The sequence below is a fragment of the Serratia sp. BNK-12 genome, assembly GCF_047456085.1.
Lineage (GTDB): Bacteria > Pseudomonadota > Gammaproteobacteria > Enterobacterales > Enterobacteriaceae > Serratia > Serratia liquefaciens.
Window position 1 is genome coordinate 1,497,381 of sequence record NZ_CP179896.1, and the last position, 17,135, is coordinate 1,514,515.

General features: G+C 52.2%; 12 protein-coding genes. 3 read left to right on the top strand and 9 right to left on the bottom strand.

Annotated elements, in window-relative coordinates:
- Positions 1-421: 421 nt before the first annotated feature.
- The 6 genes from ACMGG1_RS06750 to ACMGG1_RS06775 all read right to left on the bottom strand — a co-directional run bounded on the left by ACMGG1_RS06750 (position 422) and on the right by ACMGG1_RS06775 (position 5,907).
- Positions 422-1,651, bottom strand: coding sequence for a UxaA family hydrolase (locus ACMGG1_RS06750; protein ID WP_128864604.1), 1,230 nt, complete (start codon positions 1,649-1,651; stop codon positions 422-424).
- Entirely contained in the window at positions 1,644-1,970 is a 327-nt protein-coding gene (locus ACMGG1_RS06755; RefSeq protein WP_020827811.1) for a UxaA family hydrolase, read from the bottom strand. The genes ACMGG1_RS06750 and ACMGG1_RS06755 overlap by 8 nt, the downstream gene beginning before the upstream one ends.
- A 72-nt stretch (positions 1,971-2,042) precedes the next feature.
- Positions 2,043-2,804, bottom strand: coding sequence for an SDR family NAD(P)-dependent oxidoreductase (locus ACMGG1_RS06760; RefSeq protein ID WP_048759279.1), 762 nt, complete (start codon positions 2,802-2,804; stop codon positions 2,043-2,045).
- Positions 2,805-2,829: 25 nt separating this feature from the next.
- On the bottom strand, positions 2,830-3,843 hold the full coding sequence (locus ACMGG1_RS06765) for a zinc-binding alcohol dehydrogenase family protein (protein WP_414161235.1): 1,014 nt from the start codon (positions 3,841-3,843) through the stop codon (positions 2,830-2,832).
- A 2-nt stretch (positions 3,844-3,845) separates the two neighbouring features.
- Positions 3,846-5,150 (bottom strand): MFS transporter, encoded by a 1,305-nt coding sequence (locus ACMGG1_RS06770; RefSeq protein WP_104410954.1) that lies wholly within the window; start codon positions 5,148-5,150, stop codon positions 3,846-3,848.
- 70 nt (positions 5,151-5,220) lie between these two features.
- Positions 5,221-5,907, bottom strand: a complete 687-nt coding sequence (locus ACMGG1_RS06775; protein WP_128864601.1) for an RraA family protein — start codon at positions 5,905-5,907, stop codon at positions 5,221-5,223.
- Between the two features lie 397 nt (positions 5,908-6,304).
- Here ACMGG1_RS06775 and ACMGG1_RS06780 point away from each other — a divergent pair, with 397 nt between their 5' ends.
- Positions 6,305-7,033 carry a FadR/GntR family transcriptional regulator gene (locus ACMGG1_RS06780; RefSeq protein ID WP_414161236.1) on the top strand — a complete coding sequence of 243 codons (729 nt, stop codon included), beginning with the start codon at positions 6,305-6,307 and terminating at the stop codon, positions 7,031-7,033.
- A gap of 60 nt (positions 7,034-7,093) precedes the next feature.
- On the opposite strand, the gene ubiG is transcribed toward ACMGG1_RS06780, so the two are convergent.
- Positions 7,094-7,819, bottom strand: coding sequence for a bifunctional 2-polyprenyl-6-hydroxyphenol methylase/3-demethylubiquinol 3-O-methyltransferase UbiG (gene ubiG, locus ACMGG1_RS06785; protein ID WP_414161237.1), 726 nt, complete (start codon positions 7,817-7,819; stop codon positions 7,094-7,096).
- Between the two features lie 212 nt (positions 7,820-8,031).
- Between ubiG and gyrA the strand changes: the two genes are divergently transcribed.
- Complete coding sequence (gyrA, locus tag ACMGG1_RS06790; protein WP_122079889.1) at positions 8,032-10,683, top strand: DNA topoisomerase (ATP-hydrolyzing) subunit A; 2,652 nt, start codon at positions 8,032-8,034, stop codon at positions 10,681-10,683.
- A 164-nt stretch (positions 10,684-10,847) separates the two neighbouring features.
- Positions 10,848-13,718, top strand: a complete 2,871-nt coding sequence (gene rcsC / locus ACMGG1_RS06795; protein WP_187961696.1) for a two-component system sensor histidine kinase RcsC — start codon at positions 10,848-10,850, stop codon at positions 13,716-13,718.
- 50 nt (positions 13,719-13,768) lie between these two features.
- Here rcsC and rcsB read toward each other — a convergent pair whose 3' ends face one another.
- Together rcsB and rcsD are read right to left on the bottom strand one after the other, a co-directional pair.
- The gene (gene rcsB, locus ACMGG1_RS06800; RefSeq protein WP_004947156.1) at positions 13,769-14,419 is read right to left on the bottom strand and encodes a response regulator transcription factor RcsB; all 651 of its coding nucleotides are present in this window, start codon (positions 14,417-14,419) and stop codon (positions 13,769-13,771) included.
- Positions 14,412-17,114 carry a phosphotransferase RcsD gene (rcsD, locus tag ACMGG1_RS06805; protein WP_414161238.1) on the bottom strand — a complete coding sequence of 901 codons (2,703 nt, stop codon included), beginning with the start codon at positions 17,112-17,114 and terminating at the stop codon, positions 14,412-14,414. The genes rcsB and rcsD overlap by 8 nt, the downstream gene beginning before the upstream one ends.
- Between the last annotated feature and the right edge of the window lie 21 nt (positions 17,115-17,135).

The window sequence follows — 17,135 nt, forward strand, 5'->3', positions numbered from 1 at the left end:
CGCAGTGCGCGCTGTGACTGGTGCGACAAGCTTGTCAATAAGCGGGATAAGATTTTCCCTATAATCAGAAAAACGTGATCGTTTGCCGCTTTATTAAACGTTAGAAAAAAACGGCATATTGTTAGCCATCAAAGTTCTAAAAATTCATAAACAAGAAGAACACTGGGCTGGCGCAATCTTTTGTCCAATGTCTGCCTGTGTGATTCCATGTAGCTACTTTACCCCAAAATGAGGGCTGCCATTAACCACGGTTTCTCGTCCGTGCGATGGGGGCGATGGGGACCAGACCAGAGATTGCGGTCTCCAGCCCTTGCTTTCGCAATAGAGCGTTTGCGTCACAAGAGGTTTACGGGAGCTTTCATGTCGCCTCACTCCCGTAAATTGATCATTTTTAGGTATCGACTGACGGCGGTTGATACGGCTAGCTTTCGCATCGCGTGGGGATCAGCACCTCTTTGCTTTGATATTTATAAGGAATAAAATATTCTTTATGGCCCTGTTCCTCACTTTTGCTTTTTTGCCCGGCTGCAATCGCCACCATCAATTGAGCGATTTCCAGAGAAAGCTGTTGTTGCGATATGGCCCCGCTTAGCAGCCGGCCGGCATCCACATCCATATCATCAATCATGTTTTCAAACGTTTGGCTGTTGCCGGTGATTTTTATCACGGGGGCAACCACGGAGCCCACGACGCTGCCGCGACCGGTGACAAAAAAGATAATATGGCTACCGCAGGAGATAAGATCCATCAGCCCTTCATTATCATTAGGGTTAGTGATGCCAAATTGCATCCAGTGAGGATCTGGCGTGCTATCAAGTAACCATAGGCCTTTTCGCTGGGGACAACCGCTGACTTTAAGCACCCCTTGGATGGGGCGAGAGCCGCTCTTTATTACGGCACCCATGCTTTTTTCTTCGATTGTGGATAGTCCACCGGCAAAGTTTCCTGGACTGACCGAGTATTGCCTCACCGATTTGCAGTAATCGAGCGCCTTATTGTAGGTGGCAACGATTTCATCCTTAGCGCTTTCGGTTGCCGCGCGCTGGGACAAAATATCAATCAAGCCTATGGCTTCCACGATCTCTTCAAAAATTGCCGTACCGCCCGCATCGACCAACCAATCAAAAAAGTTGCCCACCGCCACATTGCCCGCCAGCCCGCTGGTATAGTCGCTGCCCCCACACTCACTGCCGATAATCAAGTCTGCAAAGCCCATAGGCACTCGGCTGGTGCGCGTTAATTCTGTCTGCATTCTCCTGACATGCTCAACGCCTAACTCCACGCTGCCTTTTGTGCCGCCGGTTTGCTGAATATAGAACCAGGCCGTCGGCTTTCCTTCTTCTTTTGCGATATTGCTAAGCCACTCTGGCTGGATGTACTCACACCCTAACCCTACGGCAAGGACACCACCGACATTAGGATGGCGAATTAATGAGATCAGCATTCTTACGGCGTACTCATTGTCGGTACAACCGGAAAACCCAACCGCTTCAACTTCGGCGTCATTCACTTTTTCGGTTATCTTATCGGCCACAAAATGGGCGCATTCCACGGTGTAAATAACCAATATTTTATTGCGGATCCCCTTGGTGCCGTTCTGGCGCTGGTAACCTGACCACGTCACCGATTTCAGGCTTTCTAACTTATTCATATTTGACATCCTTAGGGGCACCGGTCACCAGATCCAGATGGGATGAGCGTTCGTCATAGTTGCTATGCATAACGTGCAGGTGAACCCAATCGCCGGTTTTTATCGCTTGGGTCGCACTGCCTATGTTGATGCCGTATTTAATGATGGGGTCGCCCATGGAAATGGGGCATAACGCTATTTTATGGCCGATATTGATATTCTCATTGGCGATGACGGTGTCATTCCCACAGCCGCGAACCGAGACTTTGCCCGTTTGTATGGGCGTTAGCGCCGTAGCGACATTATCAACGTCATTAATCTTGTATGCGACTTGCTCCATAATAGCCCTCCTGATCTTATTATTTAGACGGATATTCAGTGCTATCACCAAGCAATAGCACTGGCTAATCAATCAGAAACCAATCAGAGCGCCACCATCAACCACCAGAACCTGACCGCTGATAAAGGCGGCTGCCTCTGAAGCCAAATAAGTAGCGGCCCAGCCAATGTCTTCTGGCTTGCCGAATTTCTTCATCGGGGTTCGTCCGAGAATTTTATTGCGGCGCTCATCATCTCCTTCAATGGCCTTCCGCAGCATGGGCGTGTCGATCCAGCCCGGGGCGATGCCGTTGACGCGTATGCCTGCCCCAGCCAGTTCGGTGGTCAGCGCGCGGATAAGCCCCAGGTAGGCCGATTTCGCCGCCGCATAGCCGGCGACATAGGGCTGCCCGAGAAATGACGTCATGGAGGCGGTAAACAGAACGCTGGCATTGCCATGCCGCTTCATGTGCGGGACTAACGCTTTGGTCAAGGCAAACGCTGCGACAACGTGAACATCAAGAACGGATTCAAAATCCTCAACGCTCATCTCCTCGATGGGCTTTTTGCAATGGTTGCCCGCGTTGTTGACCAGGATGTCGATCTGCCCAACCTGGTCGAGCAAACCGTTCACCCATGCCTGGGTTTTGGTGGTTTCACTGACGTTAAATTGACTGTAGGTTGCCATAGGACCGAGGTTTTCAGCAGCCTGCTGAGCGAGTGGGCCATTGAGGTCGGCTATGATGACTTTTGCGCCACTGGCCACCATGCATTCAGCCATTGCGTAACCCAAGCCGCTGGCCGCGCCAGTAATTAATGCCGTTTTACCTTCGAGTGAAAATGCATTTTTTAACATAGTTATAATCTCTGATTAATTGCGGTTAAAAGGCGATAAGTATTTTGGTCACGGCACCAGGATCGGCTGCCCACGCAATAAAGGCTTCACCTGCCTGGTCGAGCGGGTAATGAGTGGTGATAATTGAATGCAGGGGATAGCGCTGTTGTTCCATCAAGGCCAGTACGGCGCGAAAATCTGCCACCGTGGCGTTTCGTGAGCCGCGGATATCCACCTCTTTCAGCAAAAAAAGCGCGCTGTTGTAGTTAACCGGTTTTTTTGCGTAGCCGACGTAAACGATGCGGCCAGAAAAGGCGACCAGTTCGAGAGATTGCTCGATTGAAGAGGTTTGCCCGGCGGCCTCAATGACCAGTGCCGGGCCACGGCCTTCGTCGATCCTGCCCAGCTCGTCGGCGAGGTCGACCTTTGTCCCATTGAGGAATGAGCAAGCGCCGCAGGCCAGAGCCACGGCCTGTTTGCGATCGTCTATGTCTATGGCGATCACTCGTGCTCCCATTGCTGCTGCGGCGGCTATGGCCCCCAGACCAATGACACCGCAACCTATCACGGCCACCCATTCTCCAACCTGAATGGCACCACGACGGGCGGCGTGCAGCCCAACGGCCAGAGGTTCAACCAGAGCCAGTTCATCAAAGCTCAGGGCATTGCAAACAAGAATTTTATTCGCTGGGATAACCAGCCTTTGCGCCATACCACCCTGACGCTGGACGCCGAGCGTTTGATTGTGCTTACAAGCGTTCGGCCTGCCAGCAAGGCAACTGCTGCAAACCCCGCATTCTGTACAAGGCAAGACCACCACACGATCGCCCGGTTTGGCCGTCGTGACATTGCACCCTGTGCGGATAACTTCGCCGCTAATTTCATGGCCTGGGATGCAAGGGTAGACAACCAGGGGGTTAAACCCACGGTAGGTATTTAAATCGGAGCCGCAGAGGCCGACGCGCTGAACATCAATAAGAACATCATTATCACCGCATACGGCCTCAGGGATGTCGACGAACTCGGTATGGGAAGTTTTATCAATGGTTAATGCTTTCATTATTATTGTTTCCTCAGGTTTGTTAAGGTGTCCGTGAGAGGTTGTGCTTTTTTATTTGAATTAATGGGTTTGACAAATAACGCTACGCTTAATGCGCCGAAAATACCTACGATGCCGGCTAATACGAAGGCTGAAATAAAGCTGCCACCGCTGTATTGAACAATAAAACCGGTCAGAATAGGGGCGATCATGCCTGAAGTATTCGCCAGCAGGTGAACAAAGCCGCCCACGCCACCCACTTTATCTGCGGAAATACTGTCGGAAATAATAGACCAGGGCGATGACGCTGCCAGATACATAAAGAATATGCCGAATGACATCATAATGACGGCAAAGGTCACGGAGTCTACGATCCCGGCAATACAGATGCATACAGACGAGGCAATTAAACCGACAACAATAAGCAGCTTTCTGGAAAAAAGTAATCTTCCGCTTTTCTTGTAAATATAATCGGAGACAGCGCCTCCCATGACCATGCCCACACTGCCAAGTAACCACGGAATCGAGGAGGCAATGCTCATTTCAGCAATGTTCAGCCCTTTTGCCATTGAGAGGTAGCTGGGAAACCAGGTCAGGAAGAAATAAAGAATATAGTTGATGGCAAAGAACGCCATGCCGGTCGCCAAAACCAGTGGCTGTGTCAGATAAAAGCGAAACGGCAGCTTGGTCTGGGTATCATGGTTTACCGGCGCATTGTGCAGAGCCGTTTCAAACTCTTCAATTTCAATAGGTTGGGTTTTCGGGTGATCTTTAGGGTGGTCAGTAAAGTTTTTTAGCCAGAAGAAGGTCCACACAAAGCCAAGTGACATGAGGATGATAAAGGCCACTCGCCAGTTCCACATAATGATCAGGAATCCAACGATGGGGCCCGCGATAGCCCCTCCAAGTGGGTTGCCTGCATTGGCAATACCAATGGCGCGTGCGCGCTGGTGAATCGGGATCCAGTGGGTGATGACCTTATTGATGTTGGTGCTGACCGGGCCTTCGCTCATCCCAAAAATGACTCTAATAATAAATAGGATGATGTAGCTGAAAGCGACCCCTGTCAGACCACAGAATAACGACCAGGTAAGCATGGCAATGGCCATCACTTTGCGCGGGCCGTAAATGTCAGACAGGTACCCCCCGACGAAGTTAAATAAGGCATAGCCGAAAAAGAAGCTGCTCAGCATTACACCAATTTCAGCAGGAGAGAGTTGTAGATAATCTTTTATATAGGGCATGGCAACAGAAAATGCAGCCCGATCCAGGTAGTTAATAATGCTGGCTATAAACAAGAGTGTTATTATTTTATTTCTCTGTTTCATGATTGCATACTCATATTGTATGACTAAATATAAACCCACCTTGCCAATCAATATTATGGGCTTAGTGAAATTACATTACGCCAAAGGTTTCGAATGCCTCTACCGTGCTCATGCCATTGCCGATGGCCGTCCTGACGCGATTCTCTGTGGAGACTTTTTCTAATGCCAAACTAATGGCGTCACGTTCAACTTCTTGCGGGATGATTAATACACCATCGCGATCGCCATAGACGATATCGCCGGGGTGTACCCTTATTCCGTTAAATTCAATAGGAACGCGATAATCGATCACCTTTCCTCTGGGGCCTTGATCTTGTGCATAAGTGCCGTGCGAGAACGTGGGGAAATTTAATTCCAGAATTTCATTGCTGTCGCGTACATAACCATCAAGCACGGCGCCAGCCGCTTTCAGATGACGAGCCCGGGTTGACATCAGGCCGCCCCAAAGCGCGTAACGCAGAGAACTTCCCGTGGCGATGTACACCTCGTCTTCTTTCAACGAGTCCAGTGCTTCAAACATTAACCCAAAAGGCTGTTGGGTGATTTCGTTATGCCCAGAGCTGGATTTGAGCTCGTAGACATCGGCTTCGAGCACCGGCATCGCTCTGCCGGCAACCACCATATTCATCTGAAGCGGTTTAATGGAGGGGGCAAAAAACTGATGTAAAAATCCCATAGTATCAAGAATATCCCCCACAACGGCGGGGAACAGCTTGGTGCGCATCAGTTGGAACAGCTCTTTATCATTCGACCACATTTTTTTCTCCTGAAAAGACAATTTCTATTTGGCCTTAAGAGCAGGCTAGGGTGTTTGCACAGGAAAAATTACGCGCAACCTATCAACCTGTCAAACAGGTTGGTAGGGATGATTTTATATATGATATTAAGCTCACATTTTTAGTAAAATGGCGGCGAGAACCGCCCGGAAGGGGCCGTTGATGGTGTTGAATTGTGGTGGTGGTCTGAGAGAAGAAAATATCGTGAGTTCGATAACCAGGTGGTCTTTGAGCCCGGGATACCAGGGCCAGGCGCACCGAGAACCATGATGGGCACGCTCTGCCTAATAACCGGCTTTGTCAGTCGTCTGCCGTGATATTTTCTGCTTTGTTCTTCATCCAGTACATTTGAAGTTGTAAATTTTGGAGTCGTTTAAAATGGATACAAAGATGCCGATTCAGAGCCACACATTGTCCTCGCAAATCAAGCATTACGTGCTGGATATGATAAGCCAGCAACAGTTGACGCCGGGGATGGCGGTTCCAAGCGAAGTAAAATTAATTGAGGAACTGGGTGTCAGTCGAGGGGTGATCCGTGAGGCATACCGTTCGCTGTCAGCACTGGGGATCCTAGAGATTAAAAGCGGTAAAGTCCCGCGGGTGAAAGCGTTCGACAGCAGCGTGCTTGAGCTTATTTTTGGCTTTGCTATAGCTTCAAATCAGGTGTCGGTCTCCCAGATTTTGAGCGTGCGCCAGTGGCTTGAAATCGGCAGTGCCGGCATGGCGGCGACCAACGGCAATGAGGAGGATTTTCGCCAACTGCAAGATGAGATGAAGCAGATTGAGGCGTGCATCTTTGACGCTGAAAAATTTATTCAGCATGACATTAACTTCCATCTCATTATTGCCAGGGCATCTCGCAACCCTCTGTCCGGTATTTTATTGCAATCCCTGCATGAACAACTCAGACGTTCTATCCATGCCGGTCTCGAAGCGCAAAGTGGAACCGACGCCGAAAGAAAACAGATTGTCTCTTTGCATCAGGATATTTGCGATTGCGTTTGCGCCAAGGACGCGGAAGGAGCGATGAAAGCGATGACGAACCATTTTAATACGGCGGTCAACTCTTTGATTGAAAAGGGTGAGAAGGCCAATGACGGGGCCTGAAGAAGGGCATTTATTTTTGTGCGGCGAGCGCTTAAATACTCACCGCGTTTGAGAGCGGCATCAGCCTTCGTGTCGAGTATGTACCATGTAGTTCACATCAACGTTGCCGCCCAGCTTGAAGTGGTCGGTGATCGGGTTGTAATGCAGGCCAATCATGTGTTTTTCGCGCAGCGGCGTGTGGTCGATCCAGCCGATCAGTTCAGAAGGGCGGATGAACTTCTTATGGTCGTGGGTACCCTGAGGGACCATCTTCAGAATATATTCCGCACCTATGACCGCCATCAGCCAGGCCTTGGTGTTGCGGTTGATGGTGGAGAAGAACACATGACCACCCGGTTTGACCAGGTGAGCGCAGGCGCGCACCACCGAAGCCGGATCGGGAACGTGCTCCAGCATTTCCATGCAGGTCACGACGTCGTATTTTTGCGGGTTGGCCTGGGCGTGGCTCTCTACCGTTTCCTGCACGTAATTCACATTCATGCCGGTTTCCAGCGCGTGTAATCGGGCCACTTGCAATGGCTCGGCGCCCATGTCCAAACCGGTCACTTTGGCACCTTCACGCGCCATGCTTTCCGCCAGAATGCCGCCACCGCAGCCCACGTCGAGGACGGTTTTATCAAAAATGCCGCCTGAACGTTGCAGGATATAATTCAGACGCAGCGGGTTGATACGGTGCAGCGGTTTGAACTCACCTTCCAAATCCCACCAGCGAGAGGCCACGGCCTCGAACTTGGCGATTTCCTGATGGTCTACGTTTTGCGCTTGGCTGGATGATTCTGCATTCATGGGCGTATTTGGCTCCTGGTTCTCGTTGCGCGGATTATACATGTTCCGGCGCAGCGCCGTCTGCGCCGATGCATTTTTAGCGCACATATATGCACAATTTCAGTGAATCGGCGGCGGTTATTTTCCCGTAAAGCGTGCTTTGTGATATAGTTTTACACCTTTGCCACTATGGCAGCGGGCAGATGAATCATTAGTAGAGGGATAGCAGCTCCATGAGCGACCTTGCCAGAGAAATCACACCGGTAAACATCGAAGACGAGTTGAAAAACTCGTATCTGGACTACGCGATGTCCGTAATTGTCGGACGTGCGCTGCCAGATGTTCGTGATGGACTGAAGCCGGTACACCGCCGCGTTTTGTACGCGATGAACGTACTGGGTAACGACTGGAATAAACCATACAAGAAATCGGCCCGTGTCGTCGGGGACGTCATCGGTAAATATCACCCACACGGTGACAGCGCGGTTTACGACACCATCGTGCGTATGGCTCAACCTTTCTCACTGCGCTATATGCTGGTGGACGGTCAGGGTAACTTCGGTTCCGTCGACGGCGACTCCGCCGCGGCAATGCGTTATACCGAAGTGCGCATGTCAAAAATTGCTCACGAACTGCTGGCGGATCTGGAAAAAGAAACCGTCGACTTCGTGCCTAACTACGATGGCACCGAGCAGATCCCAGCCGTCATGCCAACCAAGATCCCGAACCTGCTGGTTAACGGCTCGTCGGGTATTGCCGTGGGTATGGCCACCAACATTCCGCCGCATAACCTGTCAGAGGTTATCAACGGCTGTCTGGCCTACATCGATGATGAAAACATCAGCATCGAAGGCCTGATGGAACACATCCCGGGGCCGGACTTCCCGACTGCGGCGATCATCAACGGTCGCCGCGGTATCGAAGAGGCCTACCGCACCGGGCGCGGCAAGATCTATCTGCGCGCACGCGCTGAAGTGGAAGCCGATGCCAAGACCGGGCGCGAAACCATTATTGTTCACGAGATCCCGTATCAGGTGAACAAGGCGCGTCTGATCGAGAAGATCGCCGAGCTGGTTAAAGAAAAGCGCGTGGAAGGCATCAGCGCACTGCGCGACGAGTCCGACAAAGACGGTATGCGTATCGTGGTTGAGATCAAACGCGATGCGGTTGGCGAAGTGGTACTGAACAACCTGTACTCACTGACGCAATTGCAGGTCACCTTCGGCATCAACATGGTGGCATTGCACCAGGGCCAGCCGAAGTTGCTGAACCTGAAAGACATTTTGCAGGCGTTTGTTCGTCACCGCCGTGAAGTGGTCACCCGTCGTACCATCTTTGAACTGCGTAAAGCTCGCGATCGCGCCCACATTCTGGAAGCCTTAGCTATCGCTCTGGCCAACATCGATCCGATCATCGAACTGATCCGTCGTGCGCCAACCCCTGCGGAAGCGAAAGCCGGTTTGGTCGCTCAGGCGTGGGATCTGGGTAATGTAGGCGCCATGCTGGAACGCGCGGGTGATGACGCGGCTCGCCCTGAGTGGCTGGAGCCGGAGTTCGGTATCCGTGACGGCAAATATTACCTGACTGAGCAGCAAGCTCAGGCGATTTTGGATCTGCGCCTGCAGAAACTGACCGGCCTGGAGCATGAAAAGCTGCTGGACGAGTATAAAGAGCTGCTGACCGCCATTGCCGAGCTGATCTTTATTCTGGAAAACCCAGACCGCCTGATGGAAGTGATCCGCGAAGAGCTGGTCGCAATTAAAGAGCAGTACAACGACGGCCGCCGTACCGAGATCACCGCCAACACGTCCGATATCAATATCGAAGACCTGATCAACCAGGAAGACGTGGTAGTTACGCTGTCGCACCAGGGCTATGTGAAGTATCAGCCATTGAGCGACTATGAAGCGCAACGCCGCGGCGGTAAGGGCAAGTCCGCTGCACGTATCAAAGAAGAAGACTTTATCGATCGTCTGTTGGTGGCTAACACCCACGATACGATCCTGTGCTTCTCCAGCCGTGGCCGCCTGTACTGGATGAAGGTGTATCAACTGCCTGAAGCCAGCCGTGGCGCACGTGGTCGTCCAATCGTCAACTTGCTGCCACTGGAAGCCAATGAGCGTATCACCGCCATTCTGCCGGTGCGCGAGTATGAAGAAGGGCGTCATGTGTTCATGGCAACCGCCAGCGGCACCGTGAAGAAAACCGCGTTGACCGACTTTAGCCGTCCACGCAGCGCCGGCATCATCGCCGTTAACCTCAATGAGGGTGACGAGCTGATTGGTGTTGACCTGACCGACGGCAGTAACGAAGTCATGCTGTTCTCCGCCAACGGTAAAGTGGTTCGCTTCCCGGAAACGCAGGTGCGCTCTATGGGCCGTACGGCTACCGGCGTGCGCGGTATCAACCTGGGTGAAGGCGACAGCGTTATCTCCCTGATTGTGCCTCGCGGTGAAGGCGATATTCTGACCGTTACCCAGAACGGCTACGGTAAGCGTACTGCGGTCACCGAATACCCGACCAAATCACGTGCCACCCAAGGGGTTATCTCCATCAAGGTGAGCGAGCGTAATGGTCAGGTAGTGGGTGCGGTGCAGGTGGATACCACCGATCAGATCATGATGATCACCGATGCCGGTACGCTGGTGCGTACTCGCGTTTCGGAAGTCAGCGTGGTTGGCCGTAATACCCAAGGTGTTACGCTGATCCGTACTGCGGAAGACGAGAATGTCGTCGGCCTGCAGCGCGTTGCCGAACCGGTAGAAGACGAAGAACTGGATAGTCTGGAAGCCGGCGCAGAAGCCGTAGAAGAAGACGCTACGCCGCTGGACGAAGGCGACGACGATTCTGAAGCGGTAGACGACGCGGAAGATGACAACGCCTAAGCCATAGTGGGCGACTAACGCCACTATTGCACTGAGAAATACAGGGCCTGGCAGCGATGCTAGGCCCTTTTTCAGTTATATGGTTTAATTAGCGAACTCAAGCCAACAGCTCCCGGCTCTGCTATGAACGCGCTGGTCACCACTCACATTTGTATGGTATCCGATTGAAATATTTAGCCTCTTTTCGCACCACGTTAAAGATTTCCCGCTATCTGTTCCGGGTGCTGGCGATAATGCTGTGGTCGTTGGGGGCGTTGCTCACCACTTTCTATATCCTGAATATCCTGCATCAGAAAGAGTCTGACATTCGGCAGGACTACAATCTGAATTTTGATCAGGCGCAGGGCTACATCCGCCATTCGGCCGATATCATTCGTGATATCAAATATATGGCAGAAAACCGCCTCAATGGCTCGGTCAGCAGCCTGGACATGTTCAGCGGCATCTTTCCCGGCAAGAGCAGCCCGCCAGAGTTTTTCCCGCTCTATCCGGAGTCCAACTGTTCGCTTAATAGCACTTACCGCAGCTCGCTCAATTCGCTGAGCGGGTTGATCCAGTATTGGAAAGAGAATTTTGTCGCGGCCTACGATCTCAACCGGGTGTTTTTTATCGGCGGGGATAGCCTGTGCATGGCGGAGTTCGGCGGCAGCAGCGGCGTAGCCAACCGTTCAGATGCGCTGAAAACGCTGCATGAGCGCATCCTTAAATATCGCAACGCCAAGAACCAGGATAAAGACAACAATCTGTACTGGATCAGCCCAAGCCAGCAGCGGCCGGATGTCGGCTATCTGTATGTACTGACGCCAATCTATATTGGCTCCAAGCTGGAAGCGTTGCTGGGCATTGAGCAGACTATACGTCTGGAAGACTTCGTGACTACCGGCAACCTGCCGATCGCCGTCACTCTGCTGGATGAGAACAACGAACCGATACTGCAGCTGGCGGATGGTGAGCGCAATGCGCAAGCGCCCGACAGTTATCCGCTGGAACAAGCCTACTTTGGTTACGTCGATAATTACCGCGATCTCATCATGAAAAAGGCGTTGCCGCCATCCTCGCTCAGCATCGTGTATGCGGTGCCGGTGAAGACGGTGGTTGAGCGCTTCAAAATGCTGATCCTCAATGCGGTGCTGCTGAATCTGCTGTCCGCCATCGTGCTATTCACCCTGGCCTGGCTGTTTGAACGCAAAATGTTCCTGCCGGCAGAGGATAACGCCTTCCGGCTGGAAGAACATGAGCAGTTTAACCGTAAAATTGTCGCCTCGGCGCCGGTGGGCATCTGTATTCTGCGCATCAGCGACGGCACCAATATCCTCAGTAACGAACTGGCGCACAATTACATCAACTTACTGACCCACGAAGACCGTGACCGCATTACGCGCATCATCTGCGAACAGCAGGTGAATTTTGTAGATGTGATGACCAGCAATAACAATAACCTGCAGATCAGCTTCGTTCATTCTCGCTATCGTAATGAGGATGTGGCGATTTGTGTGCTGGTGGATGTCAGCGCCCGCGTGAAAATGGAAGAATCGCTGCAAGAGATGGCCGCCGCCGCGGAACAGGCCAGCCAATCGAAATCGATGTTCCTGGCGACCGTTAGCCATGAGCTGCGTACGCCGCTGTACGGCATTATCGGCAACCTCGATTTGCTGCAGACCAAGGCGTTACCGCAGGGCGTTGATCGACTGGTCAATGCGATGAACAACTCTTCCGGGCTGCTGCTGAAGATCATCAGCGATATTCTGGACTTCTCGAAAATTGAATCCGAGCAGTTGAAGATTGAACCGCGGGAGTTCTCCTGTCTGGAGGTGATTACCCACATCGCCGGCAACTACTTACCGCTGGTGGTGAAGAAGCGGTTGGGGCTGTACTGCTTTATCGAGCAAAACGTGCCTGAGCGCATTTCCGGCGATCCGGTACGGTTGCAGCAGGTGTTGTCCAACTTGTTGAACAACGCCATTAAGTTCACCGATACCGGCTGCATCATCCTGCAGGTCTGCACCCGCGGCAATTATCTGGAATTCAGCGTTCGTGACACCGGCGTTGGTATCCCGGAGAAAGAAATTACCCGCCTGTTCGACCCGTTCTTCCAGGTGGGCAGCGGTGTGCAGCGCCATTTCCAGGGTACCGGGCTGGGGCTGGCGATTTGCGAGAAGCTGATCAACATGATGGACGGCGACATTGCCGTTGAATCCGAACCGGGATTAGGCAGCCTGTTCACCATCCGTATTCCTCTGTTTAGCGCCCAGTTCCCGATCCCGCAGCCGAGCGATACCTGGCAGGGCAAAACGCTGTGGCTGGATATTCGCAACCAGCGGCTGGAAAGTTATCTGATGGAAATCCTGGGCGGTTATGGTGCGACGGTATTACGCCATCAGGGGCAGGACACCGCCGAAGGCGAAGTGATGCTCAGCGATCACCCGTTGATGATTAGCACGCCGCTGCTGGCGCAGATCCAATTTTCCATTGAACACATCGGCCCGTCGCAGGAAACGCGCCCGGGTTACTGGATGCACAGCACCTCTACGCCGCGTGAAACCCTGGTGCTGCTTAACCGGCTGTTTGGCACTCAAGCTGAAAGCGGCAATACCCTGGCACAATTGCCGGTGCCGGCCAAGGCCAGCTTGATCGACAACGGTGATATTCATTTACTGGTGGTGGACGACCATCCGATCAACCGTCGGTTGCTGTCCGATCAGCTTAGCTCGCTGGGCTACCAGGTGGTGACGGCCAATGATGGGGTCGATGCGTTGGATGTACTCAGTCGTAACACCGTCGACATCGTACTGACCGACGTCAATATGCCGAACATGGATGGCTATCATCTGACTCAGCGCCTGCGTGAAATGCAGTTTGCTTCCCCGGTGATCGGCGTCACGGCGAATGCCCTGGCTGAAGAGAAGCAGCGCTGTATTGAGGCCGGCATGGATAATTGCCTGTCGAAACCGGTGACGCTGGAAACGCTGGAACAAACATTGGCGTTTTACAGCCAGCAGGTGCGCTATGTGCGCGCCGAGTCTGAAGAGGCCTAAAAGCAAAAGGGCGCAGCAAAATGCCGCGCCCTTGTTAACTACCGAGTTATTTATTCTTTGTCCAGCGGTGCCATGCTGACGGAAGAGAGGTAGTTGAGCAGCGCAATATCGTTCTCGACACCCAGCTTCATCATCGCCGATTTCTTCTGGCTGCTGATGGTTTTGATGCTGCGGTTGAGTTTCTTGGCGATTTCGGTCACCAGGAAACCTTCGGCGAACAGACGCAGTACTTCGCTCTCTTTTGGCGACAGGCGTTTGTCACCGTAGCCGCTGGCGCTGATCCTCTCCAACAGCTTGGAGACGCTTTCCGGCGTGAACTTCTTGCCTTTTTGCAGTGCGGCCAGCGCTTTCGGCAGGTCGGTAGGCGCGCCCTGTTTCAGTACGATACCTTCGATATCCAGATCCAACACGGCGCTCAGAATGGCCGGGTTGTTGTTCATGGTCAGAACGATGATCGACAACTGCGGATAATGGCGTTTGATGTATTTGATCAGCGTAATGCCGTCGCCATATTTATCGCCCGGCATTGAAAGGTCGGTGATCAGTACGTTGGCGTCCAGCTTGGACAGATTGTTGATCAGTGCTGTTGAGTCTTCAAACTCCCCAACGACATTCACCCATTCAATTTGCTCAAGTGACTTCCGGATGCCAAACAGTACGATAGGATGGTCATCAGCAATAATTACGTTCAGGTTATTCATGTTGTTGGCTACCTTGCTCCAGCAGTCTGCTGACGAAAAAATCAATCTGACTGATGTTATTCTCGATCTTGAGCGCATCACCGTCTGCGATGTGCTGTTCTAACGATTCACACAGTTGCTTGCCGGGAAGCAGATTTAACATGGCAAACACGCCTTTCAGGCGGTGTGCTGTCTGTGACAGAGCATTGAAATCACTGCTGCCCGCCTCAGTATACAGTTTTTTGATATCGTCGGGTACTGTATCAACAAACAGGCCATAGTAATCACTTGATTTCAATTGTTTTTCATAGAGTTGGATATCATCGGCGGTCAGCGAAAGCGGACTTTCCGGCTGTTCCAACGCGGCCATTTGCTGCTCAATCAGCATCAGCACGGCGTCTATCATTGCGCCACTCAGGTTATAGTTTACCCGAATATACCGTTTTTCAAGCTGTTGCCATCCGGCCTCATCGCTGGTCAGCAGCAGGGTATAATCGTCAGCCCTTTGCGGGTTGTCGGTCAGTAGAACGTCGTAGTCGCGGTTAATCTGGCGTTCATCGGCAATGATGCAGCTCGCGCCATAGGCGTGCAGCAAGTGGGTAACAATGCCGCGCACTTCTTCGGACGTGATGTCCAACAGGGCGGTTACGCCATCGAGCAGTTTTTCCTGCGCTTCCGTCTCCTTTTTCTCCATTTCCATCGGTACGCGAATGGTGTAGCGGGTGCCGATGTCGACCTTGCTGCGAATATCCAACTGGCCGTTGAGTTTTTTGCATAGCTGGTTGCACAAGAAGAAGGTCAGGCCGGAACCATGATTAAAACGATCCACCAGCGTTTGGCTGAGGAACGGATAGTTGAGGTTACTGATTTCCTCGTTGGAAATACCCGAGCCGGTATCATTGATGTGGAACACCAGGCGATCGGGGTGCTCGGGTTCATGATCAACCACCAGCGAAATCTTGCCGCAGGCGGTAGTGATAATCGCGTAATGCACCAGCAGCGAGATCACCTTGCGTAGCGCGTTAGCGTCACCGATATATTGCTGCTCGACATCAAGCTGGAAATGATTGAACAGCGACAGTCCTTTTTGATTGATGGAAGGCAGGGCTTCACGCAGTAATTCATCTATCAGGGCCAAAGGGCTGAACGGGTGGCGCGAAGGTTGCCAGTCCTGAGTTTCCAGCCGGGTGAGCAGGGTGATGTTTTCAATCAAGCCCAGCACCGAGGATGACTGTGTGGTCAACTCTGTTAGCAGCGCTTGCTGTTGTTCTTCATCCGGTTGCGTACGCAGGCGATCGGCCAGATCGTGCATTTGGCGCACCGGTTGGTTCAGTTCGATCCCCAGATTGTGCAGCATCAGTTTGCGTGCCTGTACATTTTTGTCGTACTCGCGCTGTGCCTGCTGCAACCGCTTGTTGACCATGACTTCCTTGTCCTGATCGTTTAACAGGAACAGGTAAGTTTCCGCTGAGAGCTGGCTGCGGAAAATGCGAATTTCATACACCTCATTGTTGACCGTCGCTTGAATCACCCCGTGGTGCTGTTCGGCCATATGAGCGATTTTTTGTAGGCTGAGGTGAGGCAGCAGATGTTGGGCAATCTTATTGCTGGCGATCACCGTATTGCTGGCAAAGTTGTACACCAGCAGGCCGGAAGGCAGGCTGGCGATAATCTCTTGATTCAGCGCGCGTTCGGCCTCCAGTTCAACCGCCATGTTCTCGCTAGGGCGAATGTATTGTCGACGAATAAAGTAAATGCCTGCCAGCGACAGCGCCAACAGCAGCAAATTGATGGCAATCAGCCAAATATTGTTACGCAGCAGATCTATGGTCAGGCTGATGGCGGAGACGCGGTAAACCACTTTCAGCGGTGCGTTGGGCAGGGAAGCGCTGAATTCCACCCAGTTGCCGCTCATCGTTATACCGGCGTTGGTGGTGCCTTCAATCGGCAGAGTTCCATCGTCCAGATTGCTGTTATCGGGCAGCAGCATAAAGTTGGCACGCGCCATATTAATCGGGATGATATCGTTAATCGGCAAATCGAAGGCGATCACCGTGGCCAGATGCCCCGGTTGATTAAAGGTCGTACGGATTGAAAACGAATAGGCGTTTTGGAAACGTTGCTTGCGTAAGGCGGAAAAGCTTTCGCGCTCGTCGAGCATGTTCGCCTGTTGCAGCATTTCGGCGCGACGATCTTCCGCCGACGTCGTCAGGTAGTTTTCCTTGAAGCGAGAGGCCAACTCTTTTAACGGCTGAGTGGTGATCAGACTCAGACTGTTGTCCTGACCATTAAGGTAATACATGGCGTAATTTTCGGTCTTGGCACCCCAGCGGGCATCCAGATAGTCTGAAATATTGGCGATCATCGCCAATGTCCCTTCTTCATGGCTGCCAAAAATGACCGCGTCGGTTTTCTTATGCGGTTTTTCCAGGTAGTAAACGTCCGGCCGCAGTCGGGTTTCCTGCAGGCTGGGATCGACGTTCAGGGAGGCCGCATTGCCGAATTTATCGTAGATCTGATAGGTGACGTAGCGATAGTTGTCGATGCGCTTTTGCAGCCCATTGGCGATGCTGTTCAGCGCATATTTTTTCTCCGCCAGCCAGGCGTTGGTATAGTTGTAGCCGTACAGGCCAATGGCAATCGTCAGCAGCACGGCAAATAGCAGGAAGCAACGGGTAATATTGCTTGAGCTAATGGTCAGTTGTTTGTTTTGCATAGTTGACTGCGCATTCCTGAA

Bases quoted from the DNA above. Each gene is read 5' to 3' on its own strand.
- ACMGG1_RS06760 (WP_048759279.1), bottom strand. From the start codon at position 2,804: ATGTTAAAAAATGCATTTTCACTCGAAGGTAAAACGGCATTAATTACT.
- ACMGG1_RS06755 (WP_020827811.1), bottom strand. From the start codon at position 1,970: ATGGAGCAAGTCGCATACAAGATTAATGACGTTGATAATGTCGCTACG.
- ACMGG1_RS06765 (WP_414161235.1), bottom strand. From the start codon at position 3,843: ATGAAAGCATTAACCATTGATAAAACTTCCCATACCGAGTTCGTCGAC.
- ACMGG1_RS06775 (WP_128864601.1), bottom strand. From the start codon at position 5,907: ATGTGGTCGAATGATAAAGAGCTGTTCCAACTGATGCGCACCAAGCTG.
- rcsB (WP_004947156.1), bottom strand. From the start codon at position 14,419: ATGAATAACCTGAACGTAATTATTGCTGATGACCATCCTATCGTACTG.
- gyrA (WP_122079889.1), top strand. From the start codon at position 8,032: ATGAGCGACCTTGCCAGAGAAATCACACCGGTAAACATCGAAGACGAG.
- ACMGG1_RS06770 (WP_104410954.1), bottom strand. From the start codon at position 5,150: ATGAAACAGAGAAATAAAATAATAACACTCTTGTTTATAGCCAGCATT.
- ACMGG1_RS06780 (WP_414161236.1), top strand. From the start codon at position 6,305: ATGGATACAAAGATGCCGATTCAGAGCCACACATTGTCCTCGCAAATC.
- rcsD (WP_414161238.1), bottom strand. From the start codon at position 17,114: ATGCAAAACAAACAACTGACCATTAGCTCAAGCAATATTACCCGTTGC.
- ACMGG1_RS06750 (WP_128864604.1), bottom strand. From the start codon at position 1,651: ATGAATAAGTTAGAAAGCCTGAAATCGGTGACGTGGTCAGGTTACCAG.
- ubiG (WP_414161237.1), bottom strand. From the start codon at position 7,819: ATGAATGCAGAATCATCCAGCCAAGCGCAAAACGTAGACCATCAGGAA.